The 16,191-nt window shown below is 55.0% G+C and carries 9 protein-coding genes and 1 other RNA gene; 5 read left to right on the top strand and 5 right to left on the bottom strand.

The features are described 5' to 3' along the window. Positions 1-5 precede the first annotated feature (5 nt). The 4 genes from AC0AP0_RS00590 to AC0AP0_RS00575 all read right to left on the bottom strand — a co-directional run bounded on the left by AC0AP0_RS00590 (position 6) and on the right by AC0AP0_RS00575 (position 11,296). Positions 6-3,152, bottom strand: a complete 3,147-nt coding sequence (locus tag AC0AP0_RS00590) for an alpha-mannosidase (RefSeq protein WP_490428853.1) — start codon at positions 3,150-3,152, stop codon at positions 6-8. A 29-nt stretch (positions 3,153-3,181) separates the two neighbouring features. Further along, positions 3,182-6,340 (bottom strand): alpha-mannosidase, encoded by a 3,159-nt coding sequence (locus tag AC0AP0_RS00585; protein WP_490428852.1) that lies wholly within the window; start codon positions 6,338-6,340, stop codon positions 3,182-3,184. Positions 6,341-7,492: 1,152 nt separating this feature from the next. Then, complete coding sequence (gene xylA / locus AC0AP0_RS00580; RefSeq protein ID WP_045935202.1) at positions 7,493-8,836, bottom strand: xylose isomerase; 1,344 nt, start codon at positions 8,834-8,836, stop codon at positions 7,493-7,495. A gap of 453 nt (positions 8,837-9,289) precedes the next feature. Then, complete coding sequence (locus AC0AP0_RS00575) at positions 9,290-11,296, bottom strand: glycoside hydrolase family 20 zincin-like fold domain-containing protein (protein ID WP_490428851.1); 2,007 nt, start codon at positions 11,294-11,296, stop codon at positions 9,290-9,292. Positions 11,297-11,705: 409 nt separating this feature from the next. Here AC0AP0_RS00575 and AC0AP0_RS00570 point away from each other — a divergent pair, with 409 nt between their 5' ends. From AC0AP0_RS00570 to AC0AP0_RS00550, 5 genes are all read left to right on the top strand, one after another. After that, positions 11,706-12,983: an ROK family transcriptional regulator gene (locus AC0AP0_RS00570; RefSeq protein ID WP_490428849.1), complete on the top strand. Its 1,278-nt coding sequence runs from the start codon at positions 11,706-11,708 to the stop codon at positions 12,981-12,983. Next, the gene (locus tag AC0AP0_RS00565; RefSeq protein ID WP_198190622.1) at positions 12,973-13,872 is read left to right on the top strand and encodes a carbohydrate kinase family protein; all 900 of its coding nucleotides are present in this window, start codon (positions 12,973-12,975) and stop codon (positions 13,870-13,872) included. The genes AC0AP0_RS00570 and AC0AP0_RS00565 overlap by 11 nt, the downstream gene beginning before the upstream one ends. 255 nt (positions 13,873-14,127) lie before the next feature. After that, positions 14,128-14,526: a transfer-messenger RNA gene (gene ssrA, locus AC0AP0_RS00560) on the top strand. A 195-nt stretch (positions 14,527-14,721) separates the two neighbouring features. Further along, positions 14,722-15,021: a type II toxin-antitoxin system RelB/DinJ family antitoxin gene (locus AC0AP0_RS00555; RefSeq protein ID WP_490428848.1), complete on the top strand. Its 300-nt coding sequence runs from the start codon at positions 14,722-14,724 to the stop codon at positions 15,019-15,021. Continuing rightward, complete coding sequence (locus AC0AP0_RS00550) at positions 15,014-15,292, top strand: type II toxin-antitoxin system RelE/ParE family toxin (RefSeq protein WP_490428847.1); 279 nt, start codon at positions 15,014-15,016, stop codon at positions 15,290-15,292. Before AC0AP0_RS00555 ends, AC0AP0_RS00550 begins: the two co-directional genes overlap by 8 nt. 323 nt (positions 15,293-15,615) lie before the next feature. Here AC0AP0_RS00550 and AC0AP0_RS00545 read toward each other — a convergent pair. Then, the coding region (locus AC0AP0_RS00545; protein ID WP_490428846.1) for an FtsX-like permease family protein at positions 15,616-16,191 on the bottom strand (576 nt) is incomplete at its 5' end.

Raw genomic sequence — 16,191 nt, 5'->3', positions numbered from 1 at the left:
CTAATTCATCCTTGAATTCCGGCTTTAGAAAGCCGAAGAGTAGCAATCTGGAAAGGTCCCAGATCAAGCCGAGCCCCCTCAGCAGCCCCCGGCTGTTTGAGAGCATCAGGCTCACCCTGATAGTGGCGGTCCCGCTCCAGCAAGTCGGTCTCATAGACCTGTGCCCCCACCATGGGCCCATTCACTGCCAGCGATGCAGATGCCGGTTGGCCGTTGGCCTCGTAGATACGCACTATCAAATCACCTGAGTCATCGTCAGCCATCTTGATCCAATCGACGACAGGCAAGCCCTGCACATTTTGCAGACCAATCAAGGGCTCCATATCAGGCACATCCTTCAACACTGGAGCATTGATTTCCGCAGCTGCAGCCAAGGTCGAATCCAGATCAGGACCAGGCACCAGAGCCCAATCAAACTCATGGTGGCCCAGATCTGCATGCGGGTCTGGTGCTTTAGGAGCACCTACCAAGGTCAGGCGTACCTGAGTGCCGACTTCCGGACCATTCTCTGGTCCATATATAGCGGACACATCGGATCCATAAGTCGACCCATTGACGATGCCAACGCCAAATTCTTCATTAGCTATGCGGACGAAACGATGCGTGCAACTCTCGAAACGTGCCTCATCACCCTCGGTATTCTTCACGATAGGACGTTCGATAAGGCCGAATTGTGTTTCATACTGGGCACGGTCTGCTCTGACAGCAAGCGGAAAAACAACCTTGAGCAGCTTTTCCGGAACGAGCCAATCAACGTCAGCATGAAAATCAAGCTGTCTCAAACCTGGACGCAAACTGATGCTGGTTCGAATAGTGCTGGCGCGGTACTTATTGTTCACATGGACGTGAACAGTACCGTCCTCGTCAGTCTTCACATCTTCGATTTGGCCTTGATTCAAATCAGAGACAGCCAAGAATGCATCGCGCTCTACATCCCAAGCATCAAAGACACCGGGCTCATCTTTAAGTACCTGATAAAGCCCACAGGATTGGCCAGGTGCCACTATTTCTCTGCCGGTTGTCAGATCGCATATGGATGTCACTGCTCCAGATTGAGCAATGACAACGCGCAAAAGGCTGTTGTCCAGAATCAACTCGCTGTTTGCCTTACGAGAGACAGTGACTGCTGAAGCATTACTGACTATTCCCTTTGCATTGACCGGACTCCAGGATGCCTGTCCTGATTCAGCTCGTCCGACTTGCATGATTCGTGCCTCAGGCCGAATTCTGATCTTAGTAGATGCTTCGACCGCACGCAAGGCTTCGGCGGTCAACTCCCGCAGCCGGGCTATATCTTCTGCATACTCCTTGCGAGCCACTCGGTATATCCATGCGATACCGGATCCAGGCAAAATGTCATGGAACTGATTGAGCAGCAAGGTCTTCCAAATTCTGTCAAGCTCTTCTCGCGGATAAACATATTCCTCATTGACCAATTCGGCATAGGCACAACAATATTCCGCCATGCGCAGCCATGATTCCTCCTTGCGACAACCACGTTTCATGTCCTGCTGGGAGGTCAACGTCTTGCGATGGAGCTCGAGATACAACTCGCCTTTCCAAGTGGGCATCTCACTGCCAGCCTGGTCAGCCATATCGTGATAAGCCACGTCAAAGAAATGATCTGGATTGTCATATTCCACCCGAGGAAGGCCTTCGAAGCTACGAAGACGCGCAGCCCTCATGGTCATCTCTCTTGTTGGTCCACCACCGCCGTCTCCATAGCCGAACAGCAGAATCCCGTGATCCGACAGATCCTTATCCTTAAAATTCTGTTCCGCATAGTGCAGGTCCTTGGGGGACATGTCGGAATCGTACTTATCTGCCGGAGGGAAATGGGTGAAGATCCTGGATCCGTCAATCCCTTCCCACATAAACGAATGATGCGGCAATCGGGTCGTATCATTCCAACAGAGTTTTTGCGTCAGGAACCAACGTGCTCCCGACCGGCGAGCGATTTGGGGCCATGAACCTGAGTATCCAAAACTGTCCGGCAGCCAAACCCCATGGGTTTCAACACCGAACTTCTGCTTAAAATACCGTTGCCCATAAGAAAGCTGACGAATCAGCGACTCGCCTGAGGGAACCATTCCATCCGATTCAACCCACATGCCTCCTACAGGAATAAACCTTCCCTCCTGTACGTAGCGCTGCACACGTTTGAACAAATCCGGGTGCCGTTCCTCGAGCCAGGCATACTGCTGGGCAGAACTCATGACGTAGCAGAACTTTGGATCGTTATCCAGGAGGGTCAGCACATTGGCGATTGTCCGTCCTACCTTGCGTTTGGTCTCACGCACAGGCCAAAGCCAAGCTGAATCGATGTGAGCATGCCCCATGGCGGATAGCTGCAAAGCAGAAGGTGCGGAGGGTTTATTCATCACCGTTTCCAGCGTTTCACGCGCAGCAGGCAGGGTGGCTCTCACAGTCTCTTCATCAGCTCCATCAAAGATGTTCATGGAACGCTGCAGCGCCTTGGCCAGCTTCCAATACCGTGGCGAACCGGCATCCAACTGTTCTACAGCGCCGCTGACGATGTCGAGGTCTATCCAGTATTCATGGACTTCGTGATCATATTCGGCGATTTGCACCGATTCAAAGACGTAACGCTCATCCGCCTTGCCCGTGGGGGCATCGCCGAGACTCGTAACAGTGAAAGACGGGACGTTAGGATTGTATGCCGCTTCAACGTAGACAGTGAAGGCTCCGTCATGATCAACGACTTGGTCCGCCTTGCCTTGATCATCAACCAATGGAATCCAGTAGTTACGTGGATGGATGGCCTTGATCACCGAGCCATCAGGCCGATACACCATTCCTTCGATGTGTCCGCCAACTGGCCAATCCAGCCAACCCAGATTAAAAAGCAGTTCGATCGGGTGTCCATTGCCCGAGCTACGAGGCAATTGGCCAGTCACTTTCATCCACGTCGTCCCCCATGTGGTGCCCCATGGCTCACCGACGGCAAGAGGAGTGAATGCCACACCGCCATGCCGTGCTTCATCAAGGAACGTTGACGGATTCACCGGTTCCCCCGTATAACAAACAGCCTGTACATCGCACTGGGCGAGCACATGGTGGATATGAGGGCGTACCCGCTCATTCATGACCCGCTTGCAGCGATCAACCTCACGCTGTACTTTAAGCAACATAATCAATGACCCTTCATGTTCTTTCGATCTTATTTGCCGATAATTTGTGGTTGGTGCAGTCTGAGGGTGGTGAATTGGAAGGGCATAAACTCCAGAGAGGCACCTTCAGCATTCACCTCACCTTTATCTACCAATCCATGACGCAAATCGTCAGGCAACGGCGACTCCTCCAAGGAATCGGTCTCTCGTACCGTAGCTCCCTTCAGCAACGGCCCCAGTTTCAGACGACCACGGGCAGGAGAGGAATCAGGGTCATACACACGAATCACCAGATCACCGCTGCCATCGTCAGCCATCTTCATCCAGTCAATTACTAGCCTTCCAGAGATGGTGTCCAAACTCACCAGAGGCTCTGCGTCAGGCAGACCATCTAGAAAGACAGGAGCATTAAGCCGATAAGCTTGGGCCAGAACAGCGTTTTGGTCTTCGTTAGGAACCACGGACCAGGCAAACTCATGATGACCTCGGTCAGTATCCGGATCGGGGAAAACAGGTGCAGAAAGCAGTGTCAGGCGAACTAAAGTTCCTGCCTCCTTACCATGAGCCGGATCAACTGGAATAGGTGTGGTATCGCCGCCATAGGTCGAGGCATTTACCACGCCAACGGCTAGATCGTCATCCCTAACCCGCACAAACCGGTGGGTGCAACTTTCGAATTGCGCCTCTTCAGCCGCATTGTTCTTCTGTATAGGCCGGTCAATGAATCCGTATTGACATTCAAACTGGGCATAACGTGCTTGGACAGCCAAGGGAAGATCCACTTTCAGCAACTGCTCATCCTGATGCCAGTCCACGGAAGCGGTGAAGTCCAGCCTCCTGGCCCCAGGCGACAGGCTGATGCCAGTAGTGATCCGCGTGTCACCGTGGTTTCGAACCACGTCCACCCCGGACTTCTTTGCAGTGATCTGAACAGGGTCATCCACCGGCATGGCGGTAAGAAGGGCGTCACGTTCCAAATCCCACGCATCCCACATAGTGGGCTCATCCTTGAGCAGCTCGTAGCCGCCCATTGTTGAGCCCCTTGGAATCAGCTCTCGTCCGGAAACGACATCCAGCAAGGAGTGGACTGTGCCATCAGTCCCCACAACCGCCTTGATAAGGCCATTGTCCAAAATATATCCCTGGTCGTTGGCAGAAACTTGGACCTTAGCCGTTGGACCGCCTGCCTTGGGCACTGACGGTACAGCCCGCCAGGCGTTGTCCCCATCAACATCCATGGGGTTAATCAGAGCAGAAGGCACACGTTCAATCCCCTTCTGCACTCTGGCAATGACACCGGCGGCCTCCTGACCGATTTCTCGCAGGCGACCAATGTCACGCCGATAATCCTCACGAGCGAGTCGATGAACCCAAGAGATAGCTGAACCGGGCAGGATGTCGTGGAATTGATTCAGCAGCAAAGTTCGCCAGATTTGATCCAGCTCAGCATGAGGATAGTCATAATTTGCATCAGCCAAGGAAGCATAAGCGCACAGGTACTCCACAGTACGCAGCATGGCTTCTTCCTGCCGGCAGCCACGCTTCATATCCTGCTGAGAAGTCAGTGTCTTACGATGGAGCTCCAGGTAGAGTTCGCCTTTCCAGACCGGCATCTCTCGACCAGCGCGCTGATGAATCTGTTGACAAGACTCACGGAAGAAATCATCCGGAGTCTCATAACGCGCCTTTGCAACACCTTCCACATCACGCAGACGGTCAAACCGACCCAGCATTTCGCGAGTAGTGCCGCCGCCTCCGTCACCGTAGCCGCACAGGACTATGGCTCTATCGGAGAAGTCTTTGTCCTGGTAATTTTCTTCAGAATGATTAAGCTCCCGGGCAGTCATGCTTGAGGAGTAGGTATCCATCGGTGGAAAGTGAGTGAATATAGGCGTGCCATCGATACCCTGCCAGTCAAAAGTATGATGAGGGAACTTTGTAGTGTCATTCCATGAGATCTTTTGCGAAAGGAAGTAACGCATGCCAGCACGCCGGGCAATTTGAGGGAACTGGCCCGTATAGCCGAAACTGTCAGGCTCCCAGACTACATCGGTATCTACGCCTAGATGCTCACGATAGTAGCGTTTTCCATAGCTGAACTGGCGTGTCAATGATTCGCCCGCTGGCAACATCCCATCAGATTCGACCCACATGCCACCCACAGGAATGAAGCGTCCCTCTTTGACGCGACGCAAAAGGCGAGCAAACAGATCTGGATGATCAGCCTCAAGCCAGGCATACTGTTGTGGGGAACTCATTACATAGATAAAATCGGGATCTCGCTCCATCAGCGCCAGCATATTAGAGACTGTACGGGCTACCTTTCGGCGAGTTTCACGCTTGGGCCAAAGCCAGGCCGAATCAATGTGTGAATGACCTACTACTGCATGATCCAAACTGCTTGACACAGCCGGCAGGCTGAGTTCTTCGGCCAGGGCCGTACGGGCCTGTTGCAGACTAGCTGCATCACCCTCCCGATAGCTGTTCAAGGAAGTCTGCAGGGCCTTACCCAGCCTCCAATAGCGTGGCTGCTTGGGGTCGCACTCCCGGATGATCTGGCTGACCGCTTCCAGATCCATGGCATAGTTCCACATCTCATAATCGAAATGACAGACATCCAGCTGATTCAGAGCGTTAGGCTCGTCGGCTCGGCCCGTGGTGCCTTCACCCAAACGAGTCTTAACGAATGGAGGAACCCCGAGAATGAGCGGGTTGCAGGCTGCCTCCAGATAGAGGGTAAAAGTCCCATCGGACCTGATAAGCGAAGGTTCTTCATCAATGGCTGACCCTTTCCAGTCTCTGCCATCCAGGGGAATCCATTTATTCTTCGGGTTAACGGCTTTAATTATGGAACCATCGGGACGGTAAGCCTCTGCCTCGTAGTGGCTCCCCGGTGAGTCTGGCTGCCATCCAAGGTCCACAATTAGCTCCAACGGGGTCTCATCGCGGTGTTCCTGGTCAATGTTTCCTGAAATTTCCATCCAAGTGGTCCCCCAGGTGGTCCCCCAGGATTCACCTACGGCCATGTGCTCAAAGGGAATATCTCCTTTAGCCAAGCGAGCGAAGAAGTCCTGGGAAGCAATAGGCTCGCCAGGGATCCGGTAGGCCCTGACATTGCAATGGCCAACCGGCCGATCGACATAGGGCAACAGTCGTTGCCTCATGACTCGATCGCACCTGTCGAGTTCACGCCCCACGTTTAGCTGCATCCCGCAAACCTCCTCGTTTCAGCCGATTCAACATTGATAACTAAAGCGGTTTAGTTAAATTGTAGCACGATTTGCAGAGAAGCAATGACTCACACGATAAAACCCGATAATCCAGGCTGATAACCGAAATTGCCGGCGTGTCGTCAAAGGCTAATGATCAAACGGAGAAAAGTCAGAGCAATCACTAATCTTCAGACTACTGTCTGAGGTGCAAGTAGGCAGCGCATGAACATAGACCATGCCAACGAAAAACCCATTGACGCAACTCGACTGTCAGGACACGATTGAGATACCGATGCCATTTCCCCTGTTCAAGTTTTAAGATACCTTTGACGAGCCTTATCTTTCGTACCAGAAGGGGATCTACCCTATGAATCGAATTACAGATCCGTCACTGCGTAAAACTATTTCATTGTTTTACTTAACCAAATCCTTTTGGAAGACTTTCAGCATGTATTTGAAGCCGGCTCAGCCTTCATAGGTCTTGCCGATTGTACTTTTCACACTAGAGTTGACACAGACCCGATAAAGCTGGAATTGCCAGGCTAAGCGAAAATTCTTGAGTGTTGATTAAAGTCCTCATTAACTCGTTGACCATCGAAATAGTCTGCCCCCCCCCCTCCATGAAGTCCTGAGCATTCAAATCTTTGAAAACGCTGGCAAAGGCTCCTGAAACTATGGCGAGATTAATGAATTCAAAAGAATCAATCGGCCGCTTGACAAAACCGACAGACATTGCCAGTTGTTTAGTCCTGACATACGGCGCTGACCGGCAGCCTCTCGATGTATTCGGGAGGCGCGGCCGACAAGACAGTGTCCGCGTGAAGACTTGGAACCGAGGAGCACTCACATTGAGCTGTTTAGGTTGGGATTCGACGGGTTGGCGGACTAGATAAATTCCTGACTAGTGTCGTTGCGCCATTGCATGGAATTGGCAATGACGGCACCTGCTTACTTAATGCAGACCCCGGGAGGCACCATTAGCACGCCTGACATAGCCATCATTCTTAACTTCAGTCAACGATACGAGGACCAAATATGACTAGTCCTAATTCATCGCGAACCTGCAGGCACAACACCTCAAATAAGAGAATTCGGCCCCACACAGTGCCAGGAGCATCGCATGAGGCCGAAGACAACATTTTCTTATGCTCAGGCCTGAGCCAGAGCCTCGACAATATAGTTGTTGATGGTGGCCTTGACCACTTCAAGATGGTCGGACTTGTCGGCGGCGATCAGTTCGGCCTGCGGCTTGTCAAGGCTGTACTCCTCCAGGGAGGCCAGCGTGGCCGTGCCGTCCTCAACAGTGGCGCCGATGCCGGATTCGAAGGAGGAATAGCGCTCCTGCTGCAACTGCTCGATGTAGCCGTCCTCATGCATCTTGGCAGCTACCAGCAGACCGGCGGCATAGGTGTCCATGCCCACGATGTGGGTCCTGAAGAGGTCCTCAGGCAGGAAGGAGGAGCGGCGCGGCTTGGCATCGAAGTTCAAGCCTCCGCGGGGCCCGATGCTCCCATTGGCCAGCACCTCCCACATGACGGCGGTGGCATCGTAGAGGTCCGAGGGGAATTCATCCATGTCCCAGCCGATCAGCTTGTCGCCCTGGTTGGCATCCAGGGATCCCAGGAAGCCGGCCTCGCGGGCTACGCGGACCTCATGCTGATAAGTGTGCATGGCCAGGTTGGCATGGTTGCCCTCGATGTTGAGCTTGAAGTTATCCTGCAAGTCATAGGTACGCAGGAAGTTGATCGTAGTAGCCGCGTCGTAATCGTACTGGTGGAGTGTAGGCTCCTTGGGCTTGGGTTCGATCAGGAACTGCGCGTCGAAGCCGATCTCCTTGGCGTAGTCCACGCACATGTGGAAGAGGGCGGCCATATGGTCCTGCTCTTCCTTCATTCGGGTGTTCCAAAGGGATTCGTAGCCCTCACGACCGCCCCAGAAGACGTAATTCTCAGCACCGAGCCGCTTGCCGATCTCCAGGCTGTGCTTGAGCTGCCCTGCCGAATATGCATAGATATCAGCGAAAGGCGAGGTACCGGCACCGGCCTCGAAACGAGGGTTGGTGAAGAGCGACGAGGTGTTCCATAGTAGCTTGACGCCCGTGTCCTTCATGGCGGCCTCGATGCGGTCGATCACCTTGTCAAGATTGGCATCGGTCTCGCGCAGGGTGTCGCCCTCGGGAGCCAGATCACGGTCGTGGAAGCAGAAGAACTCGACCCCCAGCTTGGTGAAGAGCTCAAAGGCGTAATCCACCTTGGCCAGCGCCTGATCCATGGGATCGGTGTATCGGTAGTAGGGCCTCTGAGCGGTGGGATCGCCAAAGGGATCCACCAGACCCTGGTTGAAGGTGTGCCACCAGGCCACGGCGAAACGCAGCCAGTCCTTCATAGGCTTGCCGGCCACCACCTTGTTCTTGTCGTAGTAGCGGAAGCCCAGGCCTTCCTTGACACCTTGGCGACCCACGTATTCGATTTTGTCAACGTCCCACAAACCCATCCGAAATGCTCCTTTGCCTATTGCATTTACCTTTACAGCGTTTACAGGGGAGGAAACCAATTCCTGCCTCCTGAGCAACAAGAGTAGAGGGATGAATCGATTTTGTCAATTCGTTGAATTATATAGAAGCGGTATCACTATCCCTGGTACTACTCAGCTGATTTCGAGAAGCTCCTTCGCCGTATAAGACCCAGTGCTCAACTAGCATCGAACGATGAAAGCCGAACGTGTCTTGGTAGGACAATTATCCTGTCGGTTTTAAGCTTTGGCATAAAAACCGGCCAAAGCTTGAAACCGGCAGACGAGGCACAGACCATTTTCCTGGCTCGAGATTTATGCAATCCTAAGACTCCGTGCAAGAAACGTCCAAAAAGCCGCAGAGCCATACTCTACTCATTGATGATCATTCTCGCGCTCTTCCCGCCTTTCGATATGAACTCGCAATCGATCCGATCAGGAGTTCGCTCCCTTCCGAAGAATGTCGGCGAAGCCCCAAATCACAGAGGCGATCCTTCCCAACTCCGATTCCCGACTGACCTGACGCCAGACCGTAGCGTAAGACTCAAACCAGATCTCAAAAGCATCGGCCAGGCCCCGATCGCCTTCTGCATCCGGAGCTCCAGGCAGAACGCCATAGCGAACGGCTAGACTACGACCCAGTGCGTTAAAGAGGCGTTGACCATGGACAGCTATCAACTGAGCCTGCAAAGTTCTGCGCGCATCAGCCCGGCATCCGGCGGCCGCCCTGCCCATGCGTACAGCCGCGTCGACCAGCAGAGCGTCACGCTGATCCACCTGCTCAAGACGAATGCGCAAAGCCTTAAGCAGGCTCCGTCGAGCTTCGTCGAGATCGGCAGACGAATCCAGTGCAGGCACGCCTGCGCCCGGCAATGTAGAGGCCACATCCTGGTTGAGGCCCCCATGTCCGTCATCAAGCTCCCAGTAACGCACCATATCGTCCCAGCCGAAGACCACACTAGAGCCAGCTTGGATCAGTGCCGGCAGATAGTCCCCCGCCGCATCCCCATAGACCAACAGGCCCAGATCCCTGTCCACCCGGTCTCGATCATCGTCATTGGGATTCCAGAAGCACTGCGCGGCGTAGGCCATGCCAGGCAAGCTCATGCGCGGGTCGTTGATGTGCCCGTAATCGCCCCAGTCGGTGACCATGGCTCCAACGGCACCGTACTGGATCCCATATTGACTCAGACGGCTGATGTTCTTCCAAGCATTGTCGATTCCAGGAAGGAGAAGATTCCAGGCGTGAACGGCCGAGCAGACTACCTGCCGGGCCCCCGTCGAGGCTACAAGGGCAACCTTGTCCGGCCCTACCTGCGGATCATAGAGCCAGTTGAGCAGCGTGCAGTCCTCGGGCAGCCTGTCCAAGATTTTGGGCATGGACACGGCGACATCGCCCCAGAACATGGGATGGCGGCCCTGCGCATGCAGGTGATCGCACAGGCTGATCAGATAATCGGCATACATGTCAGCAGGATCCTTACTGGAACCATCCTGCCGCGAACGCCCCTTGCCCAGATCGAAGGTCTCGTCTCCGCCGATATTGAAGTTACGCGTACGCATAAGCGGCGCATAGGCGTCAATCAGCCCAGTGGAGAATGCCAGGGCCTGCGGATGGTTGACATTGATGGTGTGATGCTCCTGGCGCTCTATAAAAGAGTAAGGCCGGTCCGCCTGCTCGGGAAACTCGCCCAGATCCCTGAATCCGCGAGTGCGAAGGCTGGTGTAATGGTGACCGAAGGTGGAAATCGAAGGCACCAACTCGATGCCCAGGCGGGCGCAATAGTCATCGAAGTCGGTGATCTGCCCGGGCTCCAGAGGGCTTGTGCCCCTCCAGGCCTCGCTCATGCCCGGGAAAGCCATGGTGTGCTCAATGTAGAGCTGCAGCTGATTGAACTTATACAGGGCCAATATGTCCGCCCAGTGCCGCAGCCATTCCATGGTGGGCACCCGACCGCGGGTCACATCCAGACTGTAGATGCGCGTTGGATAGGCGGGGCGGTCCTGAATGTGCAAGGCGGGAAGCACCGGACCGCATTGCATGATGACCTGGCGGAGGGTCTGTACCCCCCATCGCAGTCCCTGACCGTCGCCGCCGCGGACATCCACAATCGGGCGGCGCTCCCCCTGATCGGCGATGCGCAGAAGATACTCTTGAGGACCAAGTTTTTGGTCCAGGTCCAGACTGATTGCGCCAGCCCAAGCCCCCCCTCGCGAATGATCCCAGACCATCCCCGTAGCCTGCTTTATGGTACCTGCCAACTGGTCACTGAGAACTGAAGCCAGCTCCTGGTCAACTGCTGAACCGCAGACAATTCTGCCCGCCACTGGCAACAGCAGCTGACCCCGATCCCTTTGCATGTGAAGCGGCCGGGGAATCAGGGCCAGCGGCCGCTCCTTCGACGGATCGGCGACGGTGTCGATGCCATTATCAAGACTCATGATCCATACCTTTCGTGCAATAGACTGATGCCACTGACGACCGCGTCGTTGACATGCTCCAGCCATGACCATCGATGGCCACCTCATCAGTCTACCCATAAGCCGGAGACGAGAAGAGGTGCCGGCGTTTAGGGCGAACGGGCACCGTCAGAGCCCAATATCCACCGCACAAGCAGCTCGCTTAGGACTGCGAGCCTACAAGAACCTACTATCCATCGCACTGGTGAAGAAGTAGAGGCTGATGAACTTCTTGGCTGCGATGAAGCGGCCAACGACGGGAATGTCTTGTCGAGAAACCTTGAACAACTTTGAAAGTTTGTGCAAGGATAATAAACAGTGTTAATATATAAACGTTGTTCATAAAGTGCACGAAGATCGTGAGACTGTACTACTCAAGGAGGAGGTCGACATGCGCGGCAGTCCATACGCCAGCACACCAAAGGCCCTCTCCGAACTCAATCAGTCACGCATCGTCCAATATCTGCATCAGCACGGCACCAGTTCACGAGCCCAGATGGCACGGGACCTCAACCTGACGCCGGCGGCCGTAGGCAAGCTGGTGGCCCGCCTAATCAGCTTGGGCCTAATCAGCGAGACCGGAAGCATGGACTCAGAGGGCGGCCGTCGATCCATCGGCCTGGCCCTGAACGCCGACCGCTACCAGGTCATCGGAGTCAAGTTCGCCCGCAGTTTGGTCAGCGTCGGACTCTTCGACATCAGCGGCCATCTCCTGGACTCGGAGGAGCTGCCCCCCGTCGATCCCGATGACATCCCCGGCACAGTAACTGAAGTCAGAACGCGAGTGAGAAAACGTCTGGAGACAAACCCCACCATCGTGGCCGTGGGCATGGCTGTGCCGGGCCCCTACCTGCGAGAGACCGGCCGCATCGCCCTGGTTACCAGCATGCCCGGCTGGCGTGGCGTGGACTTTATACACGAATTCGGCCAGGCTTTCCGCGTACCCACCTTCATCGAGCAGGATGCACGAGCTGGCGCGCTGGCCCAAAGCCTGTTCGACTCCCGAGTGAGCGCATCCAGCATGGCCTACTTCTTGGTGGGTGAAGGCGTTGGACTGGGAGTCATCGACAGGGGTGCCCTGGTGGACGGCAACCAGGGAGCGGCTACCGAGATCGGACACGTCAGCATCGACCTGAATGGCCTGCCATGCGAGTGCGGCAACCGCGGCTGCCTGGAATGCTACTGCTCGGCGGTAGCCATCCACCGCCGCATGTGCCAGCCGGATATGCGGGATCACTTCCCTGGAATCGAGACCATGACCCACGCCAAGGCCTGCGCAAGTCTGTTCGACCAGGCCCGCTCGGGCCAGCAGGTCGCCCAGACCTTGGTGGGTCAAATAGCCAACTACGTGGGCTATGGCTGCGTGACCATCGTCAACGCCTACAACCCTGCTCAAATCATCATCGGAGACATGGTGGCCGCCGCTGGTCCCCGTCTGCTGGAACGAGTTCGCACCATAGTATCCCAACGCGCCCTGCCTGGCTTGCGCGAGCACACGCAGATTCTGCTCTCCCGTCTTCCAGCCGATGCCACACTGACCGGAGCCGCTGCGGTGGCGGCCAGCCAATTTTTGGAGCACCCGGCCAGCATGGGCCGCACAACTGTGAAATCAGCAAACACAAGGCGGGCACATCGCCCGTCGTCAGGAAAGGAACACCATGACCAGTAAACCCGTGGTCCTCAGCATCGGCGAGATCCTCTGGGACGTCCTGCCAACAGGCAAGCGGGCCGGTGGAGCACCGGTCAACTTCAGTTATCATGCCGCAAAGAACGGGGCGGAAGGCTATGCCTTCAGCGCCGTGGGCCGGGACGACCTGGGCCGGGAGCTTGAGGAGGCGGTCCAGAAGGCCGGCGTCGATGCCTTCCTACAGCACAACGACCACCCCACCAGCACCGTCGAGGTCCAGCTGACCGAGGGCATCCCCCAGTACGTCTTCAAGCCTGATGTGGCCTGGGATCATCTGGAATACACGGATGACCTGGCCGGGCTAGCCAGCAAGGCCGACGCCGTCTGCTACGGCACGTTGAGCATGCGCAGCAGTGGGTCCCGCGAAACCTGCCTGCAGGTCCTGCGCCACACTAAGAGCCATGCCATGCGCTTCTTCGACATCAACCTGCGCGGCACCTTCTACAGCAAGGATCTAATCCAGGAACTGCTGGACATGGCCACGGTTTTCAAGCTCAACGACGAGGAACTGGTCACCCTGCGCGACATGTTCCACATTCCTGGAGCCACCGACGACGAGCTCTGCAGCTGGTTCATGGACCAGTGGCATCTGGACACCATCGTGCTGACCGCCGGCAGCGACTACAGCACGATCTATCTGGCGGACGGCCAGTCCTCACACCTGCCCACGCCTAAAATCACCGTGGCTGACACGGTCGGGGCCGGCGATGCCTTCTCCGGCACCTTCGCAATCAACCGCCTATTGGGGGCCTCCCTGACTCAGGCCCACCGGGCTGCAGTCAACACTGCCGCCTTCGTCTGCACCCAGCAGGGCGCCTGGCCCGAATATCCTGAGCATATCCCCGACTATTTAGGCCAGCAGGGCCAATGACTCCCTGTCCTTGAGCATGACTGTGGTCCCGCCAGGTCGAGCCGTCAATGCCGACAGGACGGGACCAAACTTATATCTACGGAATTGGGAATTTACCGGATGCCGATGAGCTGCCACGCGTCGACAGGACTCTGTGGCTTGATCGGGATCCAAGACAATGCCCAGGGAGAAGCGGGAATATCCACAGCGTCCATCTGTTGTATACTGACGAGGCTGGTCCGCAATGGCACCAGCAGAGCTTGATAATTCAAGATTGGGGCTGATCGGTTTCGACGGTGACCTGTTCGTCGCAGGGAAGCGTGCCGAGAACGCGGGGGTCCGCTCGTTAATGTCCTCCCGCAAACAACAAGTGCTAAATCTAACCGCACTGAGTTTGCTCTCGCTGCCTGAGCTTCGCGCCAGGACTAATCAGTGAGTAGCTGCTCCGTTCACTCCCCTTCGCCTTCGGGGGGATGCTGAGCGTCATTAAGAAGACTTGCTTGAACTGCCGCGCCACAGGGCGGTTCGGGGACTTTTTCTGCGGCTATGCCCGCCACCGGTTGTCTGCGACACAGGTAGGGGCAGACAGATAGCCACAAAGGCCAGCAGACTACGCACGTAGAAGACTGAGGGTGCGGTCACCGGACCGGGGTTCAATTCCCCGCAGCTCCACAAGACAAGGGCCAGCCGAGGCAACTTGGCTGGCCCTTGTCATACCGTTTTACAGTTCAAGGATCCATCTTTCCGGATTACTTTGTGCATCACATTGTCAATAACCTTACTCATGAATCTCAGGCCATTCTCGTTTCTTTACTTGCAGTGTTTAAATGACTCCAAGACAACTCCATCCGGAGCAATAATGATATAATTTTGGAGCTAAGACAAATAATTGAGCAATTGAAGCAGGCGAAAGCAATGAAAGAGACAGCGAGAATTCAAATTCGCACCAGCGAGGATATGAAACGTCGGGCCTCACAGCTTTTCGAAGACCTAGGCCTTGATCTCGGCACGGCAATTAACATGTTCCTCTCTCAGTCGTTGCGCGAGGGAGGGCTTCCATTCCGCTCCCAACTTTCCAAATTTGACCGAGAAATGGAGGAAGCCGAGGCTTCACCGGTCACTCACGTGGGTGATGTAGAGAATATGAAAGACATCATCCATCATGTATGAGTTTGCATATACGCAAAAATTCCTGCGAGATGTCAAGAAAATCAAGAAGAAGCATTTCGACTTAATCAGGCTCGATCAAGTGCTCGACGATTTGGCTAACTACAATTCAGCACTGCTTAAACGTAAATATCGAAAGTACCAGTTGAAAGGACGCTGGTCCGAATACGAGGAACTCCATGTCGACGCAGACTGGCTCCTAGTGTACAAGCGCGATAAGAATCGAATCGTTTTTACCTTGATGACCACCGGCAACCACGACCAAACACTGTGACGTAAGTGAAAGTCTCGGCAATCAAGCCTTGTCCCGACCCACATGACTCACTGTACTCGATAGACAAATTTGACCGCTAATTGTTTATCTACTCCTATGTTAAAGGTTAACCGTCCACAGGATCTCCTAAAGATTAACTTGCCATAATGGCGATACTCATCTTCGAGCGTCCAGCATGTATTTATCGTATTGACCTGTGTTGGCCTATACGACAAGGAACTGTCCGTTGATGAATATGCCACACACAGCCATGGCCGAAATCAATGCTTGGCAAGACCGCTCAATTACACATCGCGGATCCAACAATTAAAGCTCACTGCCGATCATTCGCCTATTGCACCTTGCAAAATGGCTATGGGCGAGCGCTTCAAAGCAGGCCGCGCCGTCAGCATGGTCGCCAGTGACCCGACAATGATGATCGGCAACCCGCATATAAGGAAGAACTGCCAAGGAAAGACTACGGACAGACTGTGGACAAGCGGCCAATAGACCATGGCTGTACTCAGTCCGACCAGTCCGGTGCCGCCTGCTGCGATGATAATGCCTGTAGTCATCACGATGGTGCCGTCCAATGTAGATATAGCAGTAAGCTGCTGCGGGTTTGCCCCAGCGATTGACAGGAGCGCCAAATCAAGGTCACGATCCCGAGCGGCGATAGCGAATCCCGCGATCACGCCGACCAGGGCGACAAGCAACGCTGCCCAGAAACCATAGAGCAACTCCAAGGTTCCACCTGATGTGGCATTTGCTATTCCCGGTACCTTGTTCATGGCGACGGTACTGGTGCCTCCGGCAGCCAACAGACCGCCGACCAGAAACATACAGGCGGTCAACGCTATGACCGTTGAGCCGAATGTCGTGTCTTTGCTTCTGACCACAGCCTGTGAACGCGCTACCCG

Source organism: Bifidobacterium sp. POST2/T3 (B1) (assembly GCF_058197115.1).
This window is presented reverse-complemented; position numbering and strand designations above follow the sequence as displayed.